This is a genomic window from Rhizobium phaseoli (genome assembly GCF_010668805.1).
GTDB lineage: Bacteria > Pseudomonadota > Alphaproteobacteria > Rhizobiales > Rhizobiaceae > Rhizobium > Rhizobium phaseoli_A.
The window spans coordinates 70,708-86,546 of the sequence record NZ_WUFT01000019.1 but is presented as its reverse complement, the minus strand read 5'-3'; the positions used below and the strand labels follow the sequence as shown (position 1 = coordinate 86,546).

The 15,839-nt window shown below is 64.7% G+C and carries 13 protein-coding genes; 7 read left to right on the top strand and 6 right to left on the bottom strand.

The genetic code is table 11. The features are described 5' to 3' along the window. Positions 1 to 119: 119 nt before the first annotated feature. A complete protein-coding gene (secG, locus tag GR197_RS25345) occupies positions 120 to 629 on the top strand; it encodes a preprotein translocase subunit SecG (protein WP_164014556.1) in 510 nt (169 codons plus the stop codon). Positions 630 to 773: 144 nt separating this feature from the next. Then, complete coding sequence (locus tag GR197_RS25340; protein ID WP_164014554.1) at positions 774 to 2,402, top strand: CTP synthase; 1,629 nt, start codon at positions 774 to 776, stop codon at positions 2,400 to 2,402. Between the two features lie 71 nt (positions 2,403 to 2,473). Here the strand turns inward: GR197_RS25340 and GR197_RS25335 are convergent, their stop codons facing one another. Further along, positions 2,474 to 3,562 (bottom strand): citrate synthase/methylcitrate synthase, encoded by a 1,089-nt coding sequence (locus tag GR197_RS25335; RefSeq protein WP_164014552.1) that lies wholly within the window; start codon positions 3,560 to 3,562, stop codon positions 2,474 to 2,476. A gap of 84 nt (positions 3,563 to 3,646) precedes the next feature. On the opposite strand from GR197_RS25335, the gene GR197_RS25330 reads away from it, so the two are divergent. The 5 genes from GR197_RS25330 to GR197_RS25310 all read left to right on the top strand — a co-directional run bounded on the left by GR197_RS25330 (position 3,647) and on the right by GR197_RS25310 (position 10,236). Further along, complete coding sequence (locus GR197_RS25330) at positions 3,647 to 4,792, top strand: citrate synthase (RefSeq protein WP_204330384.1); 1,146 nt, start codon at positions 3,647 to 3,649, stop codon at positions 4,790 to 4,792. 135 nt (positions 4,793 to 4,927) lie between these two features. Continuing rightward, on the top strand, positions 4,928 to 5,446 hold the full coding sequence (locus tag GR197_RS25325; protein WP_164014548.1) for a FecR domain-containing protein: 519 nt from the start codon (positions 4,928 to 4,930) through the stop codon (positions 5,444 to 5,446). 3 nt (positions 5,447 to 5,449) lie between these two features. Then, positions 5,450 to 7,306: a CHASE2 domain-containing protein gene (locus GR197_RS25320; protein WP_164014546.1), complete on the top strand. Its 1,857-nt coding sequence runs from the start codon at positions 5,450 to 5,452 to the stop codon at positions 7,304 to 7,306. A 97-nt stretch (positions 7,307 to 7,403) separates the two neighbouring features. Continuing rightward, positions 7,404 to 9,419: a DEAD/DEAH box helicase gene (locus GR197_RS25315; RefSeq protein WP_164014544.1), complete on the top strand. Its 2,016-nt coding sequence runs from the start codon at positions 7,404 to 7,406 to the stop codon at positions 9,417 to 9,419. Between the two features lie 148 nt (positions 9,420 to 9,567). After that, positions 9,568 to 10,236 carry a class I SAM-dependent methyltransferase gene (locus tag GR197_RS25310; RefSeq protein WP_164014540.1) on the top strand — a complete coding sequence of 223 codons (669 nt, stop codon included), beginning with the start codon at positions 9,568 to 9,570 and terminating at the stop codon, positions 10,234 to 10,236. 10 nt (positions 10,237 to 10,246) lie between these two features. Here the strand turns inward: GR197_RS25310 and GR197_RS25305 are convergent, their stop codons facing one another. From GR197_RS25305 to GR197_RS25285, 5 genes are read right to left on the bottom strand one after another with little or no spacing between them, the layout of a single operon-like run. Beyond that, the gene (locus GR197_RS25305; protein WP_164014537.1) at positions 10,247 to 11,470 is read right to left on the bottom strand and encodes a molybdopterin molybdotransferase MoeA; all 1,224 of its coding nucleotides are present in this window, start codon (positions 11,468 to 11,470) and stop codon (positions 10,247 to 10,249) included. Next, positions 11,467 to 11,964: a cyclic pyranopterin monophosphate synthase MoaC gene (gene moaC, locus GR197_RS25300; protein WP_164014535.1), complete on the bottom strand. Its 498-nt coding sequence runs from the start codon at positions 11,962 to 11,964 to the stop codon at positions 11,467 to 11,469. Before moaC ends, GR197_RS25305 begins: the two co-directional genes overlap by 4 nt. Before the next feature lies 1 nt (position 11,965). Next, the gene (gene trpC / locus GR197_RS25295; protein WP_164014533.1) at positions 11,966 to 12,778 is read right to left on the bottom strand and encodes an indole-3-glycerol phosphate synthase TrpC; all 813 of its coding nucleotides are present in this window, start codon (positions 12,776 to 12,778) and stop codon (positions 11,966 to 11,968) included. A gap of 9 nt (positions 12,779 to 12,787) precedes the next feature. Continuing rightward, a complete protein-coding gene (gene trpD, locus GR197_RS25290; protein ID WP_164014531.1) occupies positions 12,788 to 13,804 on the bottom strand; it encodes an anthranilate phosphoribosyltransferase in 1,017 nt (338 codons plus the stop codon). Positions 13,805 to 13,812: 8 nt separating this feature from the next. After that, on the bottom strand, positions 13,813 to 15,705 hold the full coding sequence (locus GR197_RS25285; protein ID WP_164014529.1) for a peptidylprolyl isomerase: 1,893 nt from the start codon (positions 15,703 to 15,705) through the stop codon (positions 13,813 to 13,815). Between the last annotated feature and the right edge of the window lie 134 nt (positions 15,706 to 15,839).

Below are 15,839 nucleotides of genomic sequence, written 5' to 3'. Positions count from 1 at the left end.
GGCATTGTGAATTCCCAAGTTTATTCCGGGCCGAAGGGCTTGGAATAGACGAAAGCCTCATGTAAAGAGCCGCCAGAATTCTTAACTTTGTCCGTCTCCAGGCGGGCAGGACTGGACCCATGCAGACCGTATTGATTGTCATTCATCTCATGATCGTGCTCGCGCTTGTCGGCGTCGTGCTCATCCAGCGCTCGGAAGGCGGCGGCCTCGGCATCGGCGGCGGTTCTGGCTTCATGTCGGCCCGCGGCACGGCCAATGCGCTGACGCGCACCACCGCGATCCTGGCGACGCTGTTCTTCCTGACCTCGCTCGGCCTCGGCATACTGACGCGTTACCAAGGCCGTCCGAGCGACATTCTCGACCGCATTCCGGCAACCGGCGGGCAGGGCAACGGCATTCTCGATTCGCTCGGCGGCGGTGCGAAGGCGCCGGCAGGTCAGCCGGCCGGCAACGGCGTTCCGAGCAGCGGAGCGGCAACGCCGGCCGCACCAGCGCCGGCAGCGCAGGCCCCGGCCGCTACCGTACCTTCCACGACGGCTCCGGCACCCACTGCTCCGGCCGCAACCGCTCCTGCAACTCCGGCCGAGCAGGCACCGGTTCAGCCCGCCGGCGTCCCGACGGGACAGTAAACCGGTCTTCGACATAAACCGCCGGCAGGCCCTCGGGTCTGCCGGTTTTCTTTTGTTCAGATTCCTTCGCCACGCTCCGAAAATTCCGGAAAAGAATTTTTGGGGCTGGTGGAATCGTTTTTGAAAAGGTATCCGGTGAATCCCATGGCGCGATACGTATTCATCACTGGCGGCGTGGTTTCCTCTCTCGGAAAAGGAATTGCGGCCGCGGCTCTCGGAGCGTTGCTGCAGGCCCGTGGATATCGGGTCCGGCTTCGCAAGCTCGACCCCTATCTGAACGTGGACCCGGGCACCATGAGCCCGACCCAGCACGGCGAGGTCTTCGTCACCGACGACGGCGCGGAAACCGATCTCGATCTCGGCCACTACGAACGCTTCACGGGCCGTTCGGCAACCAAGACCGACAACATCACCACCGGCCGCATCTACAAGAACATCATCGACAAGGAACGGCGCGGCGACTATCTCGGCGCGACGGTGCAGGTCATCCCGCACGTCACCAACGAGATCAAGGATTTCGTTATCGAGGGCAATGACGACTACGATTTCGTCATCTGCGAGATCGGCGGCACGGTCGGCGACATCGAGGCGATGCCGTTCATGGAGGCGATCCGCCAGCTCGGCAACGACCTGCCGCGCGGCACCGCTGTCTACGTCCACCTGACGCTGATGCCCTACATTCCGGCGGCCGGCGAACTCAAGACCAAGCCGACCCAGCATTCGGTCAAGGAACTGCAGGCGCTCGGCATCCATCCCGATATTCTGCTGGTGCGCGCCGACCGCGAAATTCCGGAAGCCGAGCGCCGCAAACTCTCGCTGTTCTGCAACGTGCGCCCGTCCGCCGTCATCCAGGCGCTCGACGTTGCCAATATCTACGATGTGCCGATCGCCTACCACAAGGAAGGCCTTGATGACGAAGTGCTGGCTGCCTTCGGCATCGAGCCGGCGCCGAAGCCGCGTCTCGACCCGTGGGAAGAAGTCTGCAACCGCATCCGCACGCCCGAGGGCGAGGTGACGATTGCCATCGTCGGCAAATATACCGGCCTCAAGGATGCCTATAAATCGCTGATCGAGGCGCTGCATCACGGCGGCATCGCCAATCGCGTCAAGGTCAAGCTCGAATGGATCGAGTCCGAGGTCTTCGAAAAGGAAGATCCGGCACCCTATCTCGAAAAGGTGCACGGCATCCTCGTGCCGGGCGGATTCGGCGAACGCGGTTCGGAAGGCAAGATCCATGCGGCGCGTTTCGCCCGCGAACGCAAGGTGCCGTATTTCGGCATCTGCTTCGGCATGCAGATGGCCGTCATCGAAGCGGCGCGCAATCTGGCAGACGTATCCGGCGCCTCCTCGACCGAATTCGGCCCGTCCAAGGAGCCGGTGGTCGGCCTGATGACGGAATGGGTCAAGGGCAACGAGTTGCAGAAACGCACGGCAGCCGGCGATCTCGGCGGCACGATGCGTCTCGGCGCTTACAAGGCGGCGCTGAAGAAGGGCACGAAGATCGCGGATATCTACGGTTCGACCGATATTTCCGAGCGTCATCGCCACCGCTACGAGGTCAATGTCGACTACAAGGACAGGCTCGAGAGCTGCGGCCTCGTCTTCTCCGGCATGTCGCCGGATGGCGTACTGCCGGAGACGATCGAATATCCCGATCACCCCTGGTTCATCGGCGTGCAGTATCACCCCGAACTGAAGAGCCGGCCGCTCGACCCGCATCCGCTGTTTGCCAGCTTCATCGAAGCGGCGACGGAACAGAGCCGCCTCGTCTGACGAGTGCGGTACCAGATCGCGCGGTTATGCGCGATCTGGATCGGATCGTTGCTCTATTGCCGAGTCAGTCTTCAGGCGGCGGCCGGCAGCGGGCCGATATAGACCGATCGCGGGCGAATCAGCCGGCCATCGAGCGCCTGTTCGCGGGCATGCGCCAGCCATCCGACGGTGCGGCCGATCGCGAAGACGCCGGTGAAGGCCTGGCGCGGGAAGCCGAGCGTTTCCAGCAGCAGCGCGGTATAAAATTCGACATTGACATCAAGCGGCCGATTGGGCTTGCGCAGCTTCAGGATCGCCAAGGCGGCAGCTTCCACGGCTTCCGCCAGCGCGCCACGGGCGCTGTCGACCTGCCCGGTTGATATCAGCGGCTTCAGGGCGCCCTTCAGCGCATCGGCGCGCGGATCGCGGACGCGGTAGATGCGGTGGCCGAAGCCCATCAGCCGTTCGCCGCGATCAAGCGCTTCGCCAAGCCATGGCCCGGCATTCGCCGCCGTTCCGATCGCATCCAGCATGTCGAGCACCGGACCGGGCGCGCCGCCATGCAGCGGTCCCTTCAGCGCGCTCAGCGCGGCCAGGACCGAAGAGGTGAGGCCGGCTTGTGTCGAGGCGATGACGCGCGAGGCGAAGGTCGAGGCATTGAGGCCATGGTCCGATATCGTCACGAGGTAGGCGTCGAGCGCCGCCGTCTGCTCCCTGGTCGGCAATTTGCCGGTCAGCATGCGCAGGATATCGGCCGCCTGCGGCAGCGAGGCGTTGGGCGCGATCGGTTTTTCGCCGCGCTGCAGGCGTAGAACCGCCGGCAGGAAGACTGCGGGCGCTGCCAGAAGGCTGAGCGCGGTATCGAAGTCCTCACCGTCGGGCAGCCGGGCGATCAGCGCCCGCATCGCGTCGACTGGAGGCAGGGCGAGCAGGGCGGCATCGGCAGCCTTGATATGATCGAACACTCCAGTTCGGGCTTTCGCCAGCCAGCCGCGCAATTCGGTTTCGCCGAAGCTTCGTTCCATCAGCCCGTCGAGCAATAGCGCCGCGACACCTTCATAGGTGCCGTCGGCGACCAGTTGATCCAGCGATATGCCGCGGATGATCAGCCGCCCCGCTTCGCCGTCGACATCCGAAAGCTGCGTTTCGGCGGCAATGACATCTTCCAAGCCGTTTTTCATCTTGTTTTCTCCTTTACGGCCGGGATGATCCGACCTACTCTCATTGACGTCAATCTTGACGTAATTGATCAATATGAGGCTCCGATGTCGTGGCTGACCGCCGAGGAGGCGCTACGGGCGCTGAAGACCAAGCCACAGACGCTCTATGCCAATGTCAGCCGCGGTCGCATACGCGCCAAGGCCGATCCCGCCGACCCACGCCGCAGCCTCTACCAGGCGACCGACGTGCAGCGGCTTGCCGAGCGTCATGCCGGCCGCCGCAAGACCGAAACCGTTGCCGCCGAGGCGATAAAGTGGGGCGATCCGGTTCTCTCGTCGGCAATCTCCACCATCATCAATGGGCGGCTTTTCTATCGCGGACGGGATGCGACCGATTTCGCCGAAGCAGCGACCCTGGAGCAGGCGGCGGCACTGCTTTGGAACGGTGCGGCAGCGGTGTTCTCCGCAGCCGGCACCGGGTATGCCGCTCCATCGCTTCAGGCTGCGTTCCTGGCGCTGGCAGGGCGGGTAACATCGGATTTGCCGTCGCTCGGCCGATCGCCGACGGCACTTCGCCGCGAGGCGCAGGGTGTCCTCTCCACCGTCGCCGATGCGCTTGCGCCGGGGCCATCGGATCGGCCGCTGCATCTGCGGCTTGCGGAAAGCTGGCAGCGGCCGGATGCTGCCGATTGCCTGCGCCGGGCGCTGGTGCTGCTTGCCGATCACGAACTCAACGCCTCGACCTTTGCGGCGCGGGTCACTGCATCGGCGGGTGCTGCGCTTTCGGCCGCCGTGCTTTCCGGCCTGGCGACGCTGACCGGGCCACTGCATGGTGCCGCCTGGCAGGGCGTCGGCACCTTGATCGAGACGGCTTTGGCGCTTGGGGCGGAGCAGGCGGTTCGCCGCACGCTTGCCCAGGGCCATCGCCTGTCGGCCTTTGGCCATCCGCTCTATCCCGACGGCGATATCAGGGCTATTGCGCTGCTCTCGCATTTTCCCCTGCCGCTGGAATTTGCAGGCCTCCGTGATGCCGGCGAAGCGATGGTCGGCGAGAAGGTCAATCTCGATTTCGCGCTTGCCGCGATGGCCGCCGCCTTCGATCTTCCGAAGGAGGCGCCGATCATCATGTTCTCACTTGCCCGTTCCGCCGGTTGGCTTGCGCATGCGATGGAGCAGATCGACAGCGGCGAATTGATCCGGCCGCGGGCGCGTTATGCCGGACCAGCGCCGGAAACCGATACCAGCCGTTAAAAATCGGCTTGCGATTGTGGCGGTTTGCTTTTTTACCTAGGGAAATATCCGAATTCGGCTATCATGCCCGACATGGAAGAAGACGGTTGGCGGGCGCTTTCGAAAAAGCTGTCCGCACGGTCATGGGGGCTTTCCATGAATATGACACTTCGCAGCATGCTTGCCGCCGCACTCGCTGTCGGCCTCATTCCACATGAGGCGGCCTTTGCGCAGTCTGCCGGCTGCACGATCGCGCGCGATTCCGGCGCCCGCCAGGTGTTCACCTGTCCCGGCGGGGTAAAGATCACGGCGGAGGCCGGCGCGTCCTTCCGGCTTGCCGACCGCAACCGCGACGGCAGCCCCGATTCGGCATCGCTGCGGCGCAAGGCCATCCTTGTCGATGTCGACAGCAGCCAGCATACGGGCGGTTTTCAGGTGGTGACGCCGCAGGCGATCGCTGCGGTGCGCGGCACGCAATGGGCCGTCGACGTCGCAGGCGGCAAAACCTCGGTACTGGTCGTCCGAGGCAGCGTCGCCGTCCATCGGCCGGCCGGCGAGCAGGTGGTGCTAGCGCCGGGCGAGGGCGTCGATGTCACCAGCGGCCCGGAACCCCTCGTCGTGCGTCGCTGGCCGGCGCCGCGCGCCGCCGCCCTCCTTGCCCGCCTCGGCCAATAATCGATGAACCATCGCCTGCAGACCGTGATCGCGCTGGTGCTCGCCGGTCTTTGGGGAGCTGCGCTCGGCTATGCCAACCTCACTGCCGGAAGCGGTCTTCTCGACCGGATGGAGGCCTCGCTCACCGATATCCGCAGCGTCATTGTCGGGGCGAGGACACCGCCTCCCGGCGTCTCGATCGTCGCCATCGACGACCGCACCGCGGCGGCCCACGGTTACCCCCTTGATCGGGCCACACTTGCGCGCCTTGTCGGCGCGATCAACGCCTTGAAACCGAAGGCCCTGGCGCTCGACATTCTGCTGGTCGATCCCGGGCCGGAGGAGGGCGATGCGGCGCTGGCTGCCGCCCTTGCAAAGGGCCCGAGCGTGATTGCGGCCGCGGCCACCTTCACCAAAAGCAGCCAGCAGGTCACCGATGCGGCCAACGATCCGCTCGCCGCCATCCCCGAGGCGGGTCAGCTTCTATTGCCGCTTCCCCGCTTTGCCGAGGCCGCCGCCGTCGGCATCGTCAATGTCGCAACCGACCAGACCGGCACGCCGCGTTACATTCCGCTGATCTCACGCGCCGCGGATCGATTGGATCCGGCCTTTCCGCTACGCGCCGCTTCGGTGGCGCTCGGCGTCGACCCCAGCATCGAACCCGATGCCATCATGCTCGGAAAGCTGCGTATCCCCACCGATATCGGTCAGCGGCTGCCGGTGACCTTCTATGGCGGGCACGGCAGCATCGCCACCTTCAGCGCGGGCGATGGGCTGGATGGCACGCTTTCGGCCGATGCGGTTGCCGGCCACATCGTCGTCATCGGCTCGACGGTCACCGGCGGCGGCGACGTCTTCCCGACGCCGTTCGATCCGGTCATGCCCGGCGTCGAGGTGATGTCGACGGCGATCACTCATCTCGTCAGCGGCGATGGCATGGTGCGCGACCACCGGATAAGGCTGATCGATGCCGGCATCGCCGTCGGCCTGCCGATCGTGCTCGTTTCGCTGATTGCCTGGCGGCGGAGTGCTGTGGGCTATATCATCATCGTGTTGATGCTGATCGTATGGGCGCTGCTCAATCTGTCGGCCTTTGCGCATGGTTACTGGCTGAGCGCGGCGCTGCCGATCGCCGCAGCGCTGCCGCCGGCGCTGATCTTCGGCGCAGCCGAACTCTGGCTCGACCGCGGCCGCGCCCGCCATTTTGCCGAGCAAAGCGCGCTGCTGCAACGTATCGAGGCGCCCGGTCTTGGCGAATGGCTGGCGCGCGATCCAAATTTCCTCGCCGCCCCGGTGCGTCAGAACGCCGCCGTGATCTTCATCGATCTCTCGGGTTTTACCGGCCTTAGCGAAAACCTCGGGCCGGTCAAGGTCAGTGAGGTGCTGAGCGGCTTCTTCGAAGTGATCGACGAGGAGGCGCGCGCCCATGGCGGCGCCATCACCAGCTTCATGGGCGACGGGGCGATGATCCTGTTCGGCCTGCCTGAGCCTGCCGATGACGATGCCACCCGCGCTGCTGCCTGCGCCGTCAGCCTGTGCGAGCGCACACGAGCCTGGCTTCAAGCGCATGCGGGCTTTGCTGAGAAGAAGATCGGCTTCAAGGTCGGCGCCCATTGCGGCCCGATCGTCGCCTCGCGCCTTGGGACCGGCGACCGGCAACAGATCACCGCGGCAGGCGACACCATCAATGTCGGCAGCCGCCTGATGGAGGTCGCCGCCCGCCATGGCGTCGAGCTGGCGCTGAGCGCCGAAATCGTCCGCGCGGCCGGCCCCGAAAGCGTCTTGCAGCAGGCGGGCCGCATGGAAGGTCCGTTGGAAACGACACTGCGCGGCCGGGCAAGCCATATCGACGCCTGGCTGTGGCGCAGCCGCACGCTTTGACAATCGCGGCGGGAGCGGCTAGGAACGGCGCAAATACTCGCCGGCTGGCTCCGGCCATGGCGCATTTCGCGCCTGACAGCTCCGAAAGATCGAACTCATGACAGAATTCAACGGCGTCGTTCCGGCGATCGCCAAGGCGTTGCAGAAGCGCGGTTACGCCGAACTCACCCCTGTGCAGAAGGCGATGCTCGATCCGGCGCTTGCCGCTTCCGACGCGCTGGTCTCGGCCCAGACCGGTTCCGGCAAGACCGTCGCCTTCGGCCTGGCGCTGGCACCGACCCTGCTTGAGGATAGTGAGCGTTTCGGCAATGCCGGCGCCCCGCTCGCCCTCGTCATCGCTCCGACACGTGAGCTTGCTCTGCAGGTAAAGCGTGAGCTCGAATGGCTGTTTGAGATGACCGGCGCGGTGATCGTCAGCTGCGTCGGCGGCATGGATATCCGCAGCGAGCGCCGCTCGCTCGAACGCGGCGCCCATATCGTCGTCGGCACGCCGGGCCGCCTCTGCGACCATATTCGCCGCCGGGCGCTCGACATGTCGGAACTGAAGGCCGCCGTGCTCGACGAGGCCGATGAGATGCTGGATCTCGGCTTCCGCGAAGACCTGGAATTCATTCTCGATGCGGCGCCGGATGAACGTCGGACGCTGATGTTTTCGGCAACGGTGCCGGCGGCGATCGCCAAGCTTGCCAAGAGCTACCAGCGCAACGCCGTACGCATCAGCACCGCGGCTGAGGCAAAGCAGCATATCGACATCGAATATCGCGCGCTCATGGTGGCCCCCAGCGACCGCGAGAATGCGATCATCAACGTGCTGCGTTATTACGAGGCGACCAACGCCATCGTCTTCTGCTCGACGCGCGCCGCCGTCAATCATCTGACCGCGCGCTTCAACAACCGCAATTTTTCGGTCGTAGCGCTTTCCGGCGAGCTGACGCAGAACGAACGCACCCATGCGCTGCAGGCGATGCGCGACGGGCGCGCCCGCGTCTGCATCGCGACCGACGTCGCCGCTCGCGGCATCGACCTGCCGGGCCTCGACCTTGTCATCCATGCCGATCTGCCGACCAATCCGGATACGCTGCTGCACCGCAGCGGCCGCACCGGCCGTGCCGGACGCAAGGGCATCAGCGCCATGATCGTGCCGCTGAATGCACGGCGCAAGGCGGAGCGCCTGCTCGAGAATGCCGGAATTTCGGCTGCCTGGGCGCGACCGCCGTCGGCCGAGGAGGTCAGCGAGCGCGACGACGAGCGGCTGCTGGCTGATCCGATCTTCAGCGAAGCGCCGCAGGAAGAAGAACAGGGGCTGGTACAGCAGCTGCTCGCCAGCCACGGCGCCGAAAAGCTCGCCGCCGCTTTCTTGCGCCTCTACCGCACCAATCATTCGGCGCCGGAAGACCTCCTCGAGGTTACCGTGCAGGACGGGGGCAGCCGCAAGCGCCGCGACAATGCCGAGCCGTTCGAGCCGGCACAGAGGGGACCGCGCGAGGATTTCGGCGCCAGCGTCTGGTTCTCCGTTTCGGTCGGACGCAAGCAGAATGCCGAGCCGCGCTGGCTGATTCCGATGCTCTGCCGCAACGGCAATGTCACGAAGCGCGAGATCGGTGCGATCAAGATGCAGCCTGAGGAAACCTTTGTGGAGATCGCAGCAGCGAGTGCCGAAAGCTTCCTGGCAGCGATCGGACCGAACAAGGCGCTCGAACGCGGCATCCGTGTGACCAAGCTTTCCGGCACGCCGGATTTCAGCCGGGCGCCGTCGCCGAAGCCTTATGCCGGCAAGTCGTCGCGTGACGAACGGCCGGGCGACACGTTCCGCGACGAACGTCCGAACAACAAGTTCGGCAAGGCTCCGGGCGGCGGATATGCTGCAGCCGACAATAGCGGCCAGCAAAGACAGGATACCAAGCCCTGGAGCAAGAAACCGGGCAAGCCCGGCTTCGATGGCCCGAGATCCGATAAGCCCAAATTTGATGGGCCGAAATTCGACAAGCCAAAATACGACAAGCCGAAATTCGAAGGCGGGAAATCCGAAGGCGCCAAATCCGAACGCCCGAAATATGAAGGCAAGGGCGGCGCCGGGCCGAAGGGCAAGTTTTCGAAGAAGAAGCCCGGCTGATTGCGCCGCAGGCCCTTCGCCGGTTCAGGCGGAGGGCTTTATCTGACGGCTAGCCGACAAGCGGAATTGCTCGACGGCGGCATGCCGCATCTCGCCATCAAGAATTATTGAAGCGTTAGATTTATAGCGGGCCGGGAGCAGGACGACGATGAAACGCTCCGGCACTCCGCGTCCCGATCCGGCCACCTTCATCCAGACCAATCTGCCGATCTCACCCGTTCCGGCCATTCCCGAAATCCTGCTCCATACGGCAGGCCCTGCGAGCGGGCTCTGGCGGCTTGCCGGCCGCGGAGAAACCGATCCTCCGCCTTACTGGGCCTATCCCTGGGCCGGCGGCGCCGTGCTTGCCCGCCATCTGCTCGACAGTCCGGAAACAGTCGCCGGCCGCCGCGTCCTCGATCTCGGCGCCGGCTCCGGGCTCGTCGCCATCGCGGCGGCGAAGGCCGGAGCTGCCGCGGTGACGGCGGTCGATGTCGATGCCAATGCCATTGCTGCAATCGGTCTCAACGCGGTGATCAACGGCGTGGACATCGTTGCCGTCGCCACCGATATCATCGAGGCACCGCCGCCGGAGGAGACTGATCTCCTTGTTGTCGGTGATCTTTTTTACGACCCCGCGCTTGCTTTGCGGGCGATGGCTTTCCTGCGGCGTTGCCAGACCGCAGGCATCGAGGTGCTGATCGGCGATCCCGAGCGCGCTTACCTGCCGCAAGCACAACTGAAGCGAATCGCGACGCATGCGGTTGCGGAATTTGGGGCGGGGTCCAGCGGCGGAACGGTGCAGGCGGGCGTGTTTTCGTTTGCCGGAGAGGGCTGAAGGGCTGCGACTATGCCCGAAGATCCGGCCGCAACAGCATGACCGGGCAGGGCGCTCCGGTCGGCAGTTCCGGCGCATGTGGCGGGCGGATGATGAGGCAATCGGCTTTCGCAAACACCTTCATCATCGATGAATCCTGTTTGCCGAAAGGTTCGGCGAGCCAGTTCCCGGCAGCGGATTTCGAGAGTCTCGCCCTGATATAGTCCTGCCGGTGATCATTGGCGCGCAACGTGACGGCTGCCTCCATCATTGCCTCGCGCCGCACCGGCGGCAGGGATGCAAGTTTGCGGATCAGCGGTTCCAGGAAGAGCAGGGAACAGACCAAGCTCGAGACCGGATTGCCGGGCAGGCCGAGCACATGGGTCTCGCCGAAGCTGCCGACCATCAGCGGTTTGCCGGGGCGCATGGCGATGCGCCAGAAATCCAGCTGCATGCCGGCCTCGATCAGCGTTGCCTGCACCAGATCATGGTCGCCGACCGAAGCGCCGCCGAGCGTGACGATGACATCGGCCTTGGCGTCCCGCGCCGTGTCGATCGCCGCGGTGATCCTCGCCTTATCGTCCGGTACGATGCCGAGATCGAGCACCTCGGCGCCGGCTTTGCGGGCAAGGGCTGCGATGCCGAACGTATTGGATGCGATGATCTGCGAAGGGCCGGGCGTGCTGCCGGGTGGCAGCAGTTCGTCGCCGGTTGCGAGGATGGCGATCAGCGGGCGTTTGAGGACCTCGACATCGGGCCGGTTCATGCCGGCAGCGACCGTCAGCCGCGAGAAATCGAGTACGGTGCCGGCCGGCAGCACGGCTTCGCCTTCGATGAAATCCTGGCCGCGGGGACGCACATGCTGGCCCTGCCGCACGGGGAAACTGGTTCTGATGCCGCCTTCTATCTTTTCCGCATCCTCCTGCAACAGCACGCTGTCGGCGCCTTTGGGAACCGGGGCGCCGGTGAAGATGCGGACGGTCTCGCCTTTGCCTACCTCGCCTCCGAAGGCATGGCCGGCGGCGGCGGTGCCGATCAGCTTCAACACGGCGCCCGGCTCCGGCGCGTCGTCGCGACGCAGGGCGTAACCATCCATGGCGGAGGAATTGAAGGGCGGTTGGGTCAGGCCTGCCTTGAGATCGACCGCCAGGACGCGGCCTTCGGCATTAGTAAGTGGCAGCGTTTCAGAGGCCTCGACGGGCTTGGCGCGGGACAGGAGACGGTTCTGCGCCTCGGCGACCGGGAGAAGGTTCATCTTGCCTCCGGATGGCGGAAATCGCCCGACTTGCCGCCGGATTTTTCAAGCAGCCTGACGCCGCCGATCTCCATTGCCTTGTCGGCCGCCTTGGCCATGTCGTAGATGGTGAGGCAGGCGACCGAGACGGCGGTCAACGCCTCCATCTCCACGCCGGTCTTGCCGGTCAGTTTGGCGGTTGCCGTGACGCGCAGACCGGGCAGGGCGGTGTCTTCGTCGATCTCGACCGTGATCTTGGTCAGCATCAGCGGATGGCAGAGCGGGATGAGATCGGCGGTGCGTTTTGCGGCCATGATTCCGGCAAGGCGCGCCGTGCCGATGACATCGCCCTTCTTGGCGTTGCCCTCGCGGATCAGCGCCAGCGTTTCCGGCGCCATCTTCACATGGCCCTCGGCCGTGGCGATGCGCACCGTCTCGGCCTTGTCGGAAACATCGACCATATGCGCCTCGCCGGAGGCATCGATATGCGTGAGGCCGGGCTTTCCGCCGCTCATATCATTCGGCCGCGATGGCGGCTTCGCCAAAGAGCAACGCGCGGGTAGCGGCTGTCACATCATCCTTCCGCATCAGACTTTCGCCGACAAGGAAGGTGCTGATATCGACGGCCTGCAGGCGCTTGCAATCGGCATTGGTGAAGATACCGCTTTCGCCGATGAGGAGCCGGTCTGCCGGAACCATGGCGGCCAGCGTCTCGCTGACCGTCAGGCTGACCTCGAAAGTACGCAGATTGCGGTTGTTGATGCCGATGAGCGGTGAGGACAGTTTTAGCGCCCGCTCCATCTCCTCGGCGCCGTGGACCTCGACCAACACGTCCATGCCGAGCGAGAAAGCTTCGTCCTGCAGACGCTCGGCCTCGTCATCCGAAAGCGAGGCCATGATCAGCAGGATGCAGTCGGCCCCCCAGGCGCGCGCCTCATGCACCTGATAGGTCTCGAACATGAAATCCTTGCGCAGCGCCGGCAGAGCGCAGGCAGCGCGGGCGGCCGTCAGGAATTCCGGCGCACCCTGAAAGCTCGGCGTATCGGTCAGCACGGAAAGGCAGGCCGCGCCACCGGCTTCGTAGGCCTTTGCCAGGGCCGGCGGATCGAAATCCGGACGGATCAGCCCCTTGGACGGGCTCGCCTTCTTGATCTCGGCGATCAGACCGAAATTGCCGGCGTCACGCTTGGCAGTCAGCGCGCGATGGAAGCCGCGCGGGGTTGACTGGCCGGCCTGCATCGCCTTCAGGTCGGTAAGCGACACCGCAGCCTTGGCGGCGGCGATCTCCTCACGCTTGTAAAGTTCGATCTTCTTCAGGATATCGGTCATCGGGCAATCCTAGTCGATATCGTTGGAAACGGCGATGAGTTTGTCGAGGGCGAGCGCGGTGGCGCCGCTATCGAGCGACTGCGCCGCAAGCGTCATGCCGTCGCGAATCGTCTCGACCTTGCCGGCAATCACCAGCGAGGCGGCCGCATTGGCGAGCGAAATATCGCGATAGGCGTTCTTGGCGCCGCTGAGCACCTCGCGAAGCGCTGCAGCGTTGGCGACACCATCGCCGCCCTTGATGTCGGCAAGCACACTGGGGCTGACGCCGAAATCGGCGGGCGACAGCTCGAAGGTACGGATCTTGCCGTCTTCAAGCGCGGCCACCTTGGTGATGCCGGTCGTGGTGATCTCGTCGAGGCCATCGCCATGGACCACCCAAACGCATTCGGAGCCGAGATCGCGCATGACTTCGGCAAGCGGCACCAGCCATTGCGGCGAGAAGACGCCGAGCAGCTGGCGGCGGACGCCGGCCGGACTGGAAAGCGGGCCTAACAGGTTGAAGATGGTGCGGGTGCCGAGTTCGACTCGGGAGGGGCCGACATGGCGCATAGCGGAATGATGAAGCTGCGCGAACATGAAGCCGACGCCGGCCTCGGCAATGCAGCGGGAGATGATCTCGGGACCGACATCGAGCTTGACGCCGAGGGCGGCCAGATTGTCCGCCGCGCCCGATTTCGAGCTCAGCGCCCGATTGCCGTGTTTTGCGACAGGGACACCGGCGCCGGCGACGATCAGCGCCGCCAGCGTCGAGATATTGTAGGTACCGCTGGCATCGCCGCCGGTGCCGACAATGTCGATCGCATCGGCCGGAGCTTCGACGGTCAGCATCTTCGAGCGCATCGCGGTGACGGCGCCAACGATCTCGTCGACGGTTTCGCCGCGCACGCGCAACGCCATCAGGAAGCCGCCGATCTGCGAGGGCGTCGCCTGGCCCGACATCAGGATGTCGAAGGCGGCGCGGGCCTCGTCACGCGTCAGCGGCTCGCGGCTTGCGGCCTTGGCCAGGAACGGCTTCAGATCGGTCATAAAACCTCCTAACGAAGCGTCGCCTGTTCGGCGAGCGTCTGGTTGATCTGCGCGCCGTACTGCGTCTGCAACAGGTTGACCATCTGATCGAGAATATCGTCGCCGGCGGCATTGGCCATGGCGGTGATCTGGGCATCGCGGTTGTTCAGCGCGTCGCTGGTCGGCTCGCTGTTGACCTCGGTGACCTTCATCAGGATCTGCGTCGACGGATCGGCGCCGACAGCGCTCGCGACCGTATCGATGGGGCCGGAGAAGGCGGCGGTGACGCCGGCGCGGCCAAGCACCGGATCATCGGTGGAGCGGGTGACGCCGCTCTTGCTTTCGACGGCAATGCCGAGCGGCGTTGCGATATCGGCAAGCGCGGTGCCCTTGGCGGCTGCGGCCTTCAATTCGTCGGCTTTCTTGGCAAGTTCGGCTTTCTGCTGTTCCGCCGTCCAGTCCTCGACCGCCTTTTCGCGCACCTCGGCGACCGGGCGCTCGCGGGTCGGGGTGATTTCGCGGACGTTGAACCAGACATAGCCGTCATTGCCGATCGGCAGCGGCGGCGCATCGACGGCGACCTCGGTCTTGAAGGCTTCGCCGAGCAGCTGCTGCTTGGCGGGAATATCCTTGACCTCTTTGCCGTCCTTGTCGGCGCCGGTCATATCGACGGCGTCGACGGCCACGGCCTTCAGCTTCAACTGGCCGGCAATATCCTCGAGCGTGGCGCCGCCGGCGCGCAGATCCTCGATTCGGTCATGAACGTTGATCACTTCCTGAGAGGCATTGGAAAGCGCCAGTTGCTTGCGGATGTCCTCCTTCACCTCGTCGAAATTCTTGGTGGTTTCCGGCTTGATGTTGGTAATGCGCAGGATGACGGAACCGAAGGAGCCCTCGACCACAGGTGTCGTGCCGCCATCGCGCGAAACCGTGAAGGCCGCATCGGCAACAGCCTGGTCGGGAACCTTGTCCTTGGTGAATTCGCCGAGCAGCACGTCGCTTGCCGTCTTGCCCTGGTCGGAGACTAGCTGATCGAAGCTGGTGCCGCTCTTCAGCGCCGTTTCGGCGGCGACGGCAAAATCCTTGCTGGTGAAGGTCAGCTGTTCGATGGTGCGGCTTTCCGGCGTGCGGTAGGTATCCTTGCTCTTGTCGAAGGCTTCGTGGATCTGGTCGTCGGTGACCGTCGCGGCGTCAGCAATATCGGCGGGCTGCAGCTTGAGATAAACGAGCTTGCGGTACTCAGGCGCCTGGTAGCGTTGCTTCACACCCTCGAACCACGCCGCCAGCACGTCGTCGGCAGGCGCCTTGATCGGCTCGATATTGGCGTTGGTGAGCAGCAGGTAGTCGACGCTGCGGCTTTCACCGCCATAGAGCTTCAGGGCGTCGACCAGCGTCTTCGGGGCGGTGAAGCCGTTCGAGATGGCATCGACGACCTGGCTGCGGACGGCGACCTTGCTGCGCTCCTTAATGTAATCATCCTGGCGGATACTGGCATTGCGCAGGCGCGAGATGAAGAGTTCACGGTCGAACTTGCCGTTGACAGCCTTGAAAGCAGGATCATCGGCGATCAACTGGGCGAGGCGATCTTCGGACAGGCCGAGGTTCATGTCTTCGGCAAGCTGGTCGAGCGAGGCGCCGGCGACGAGCTGGGAAAGCACCTGCTGCTCGACGCCGAAGGCGCGCGCCTGTTCCGGGGTGAGGCGCGTGCCGAACTGCTGGCTGAGGCTCGCCACCTGGCGCTGGTAGGCGAGGTGGAATTCGTTGACGTCCACATGCTGATCGCCGACGGTTACGACCGTGGTGCTGTTGCTGCCCGTAATCAGCGACCGGGAGACGCCCCAGATGCCGAAGGACGCGACCAGCAGAAGCATCAGCAGCTTGGCGACCCAGGTCTGAGCGGCTCTTCTCAGGATATGGAACATAGAAACGCAAACCTCGCAGTATCATTAACCCGCGCGCGGGCGGACATTCGACGTTCCTTAGAACAAACCCGACAGGAAATGAAGGGTTTGTCGCGCGAAAAGCTGCGCGGTGCGGCGGCGGCGGCGTGGCGGCT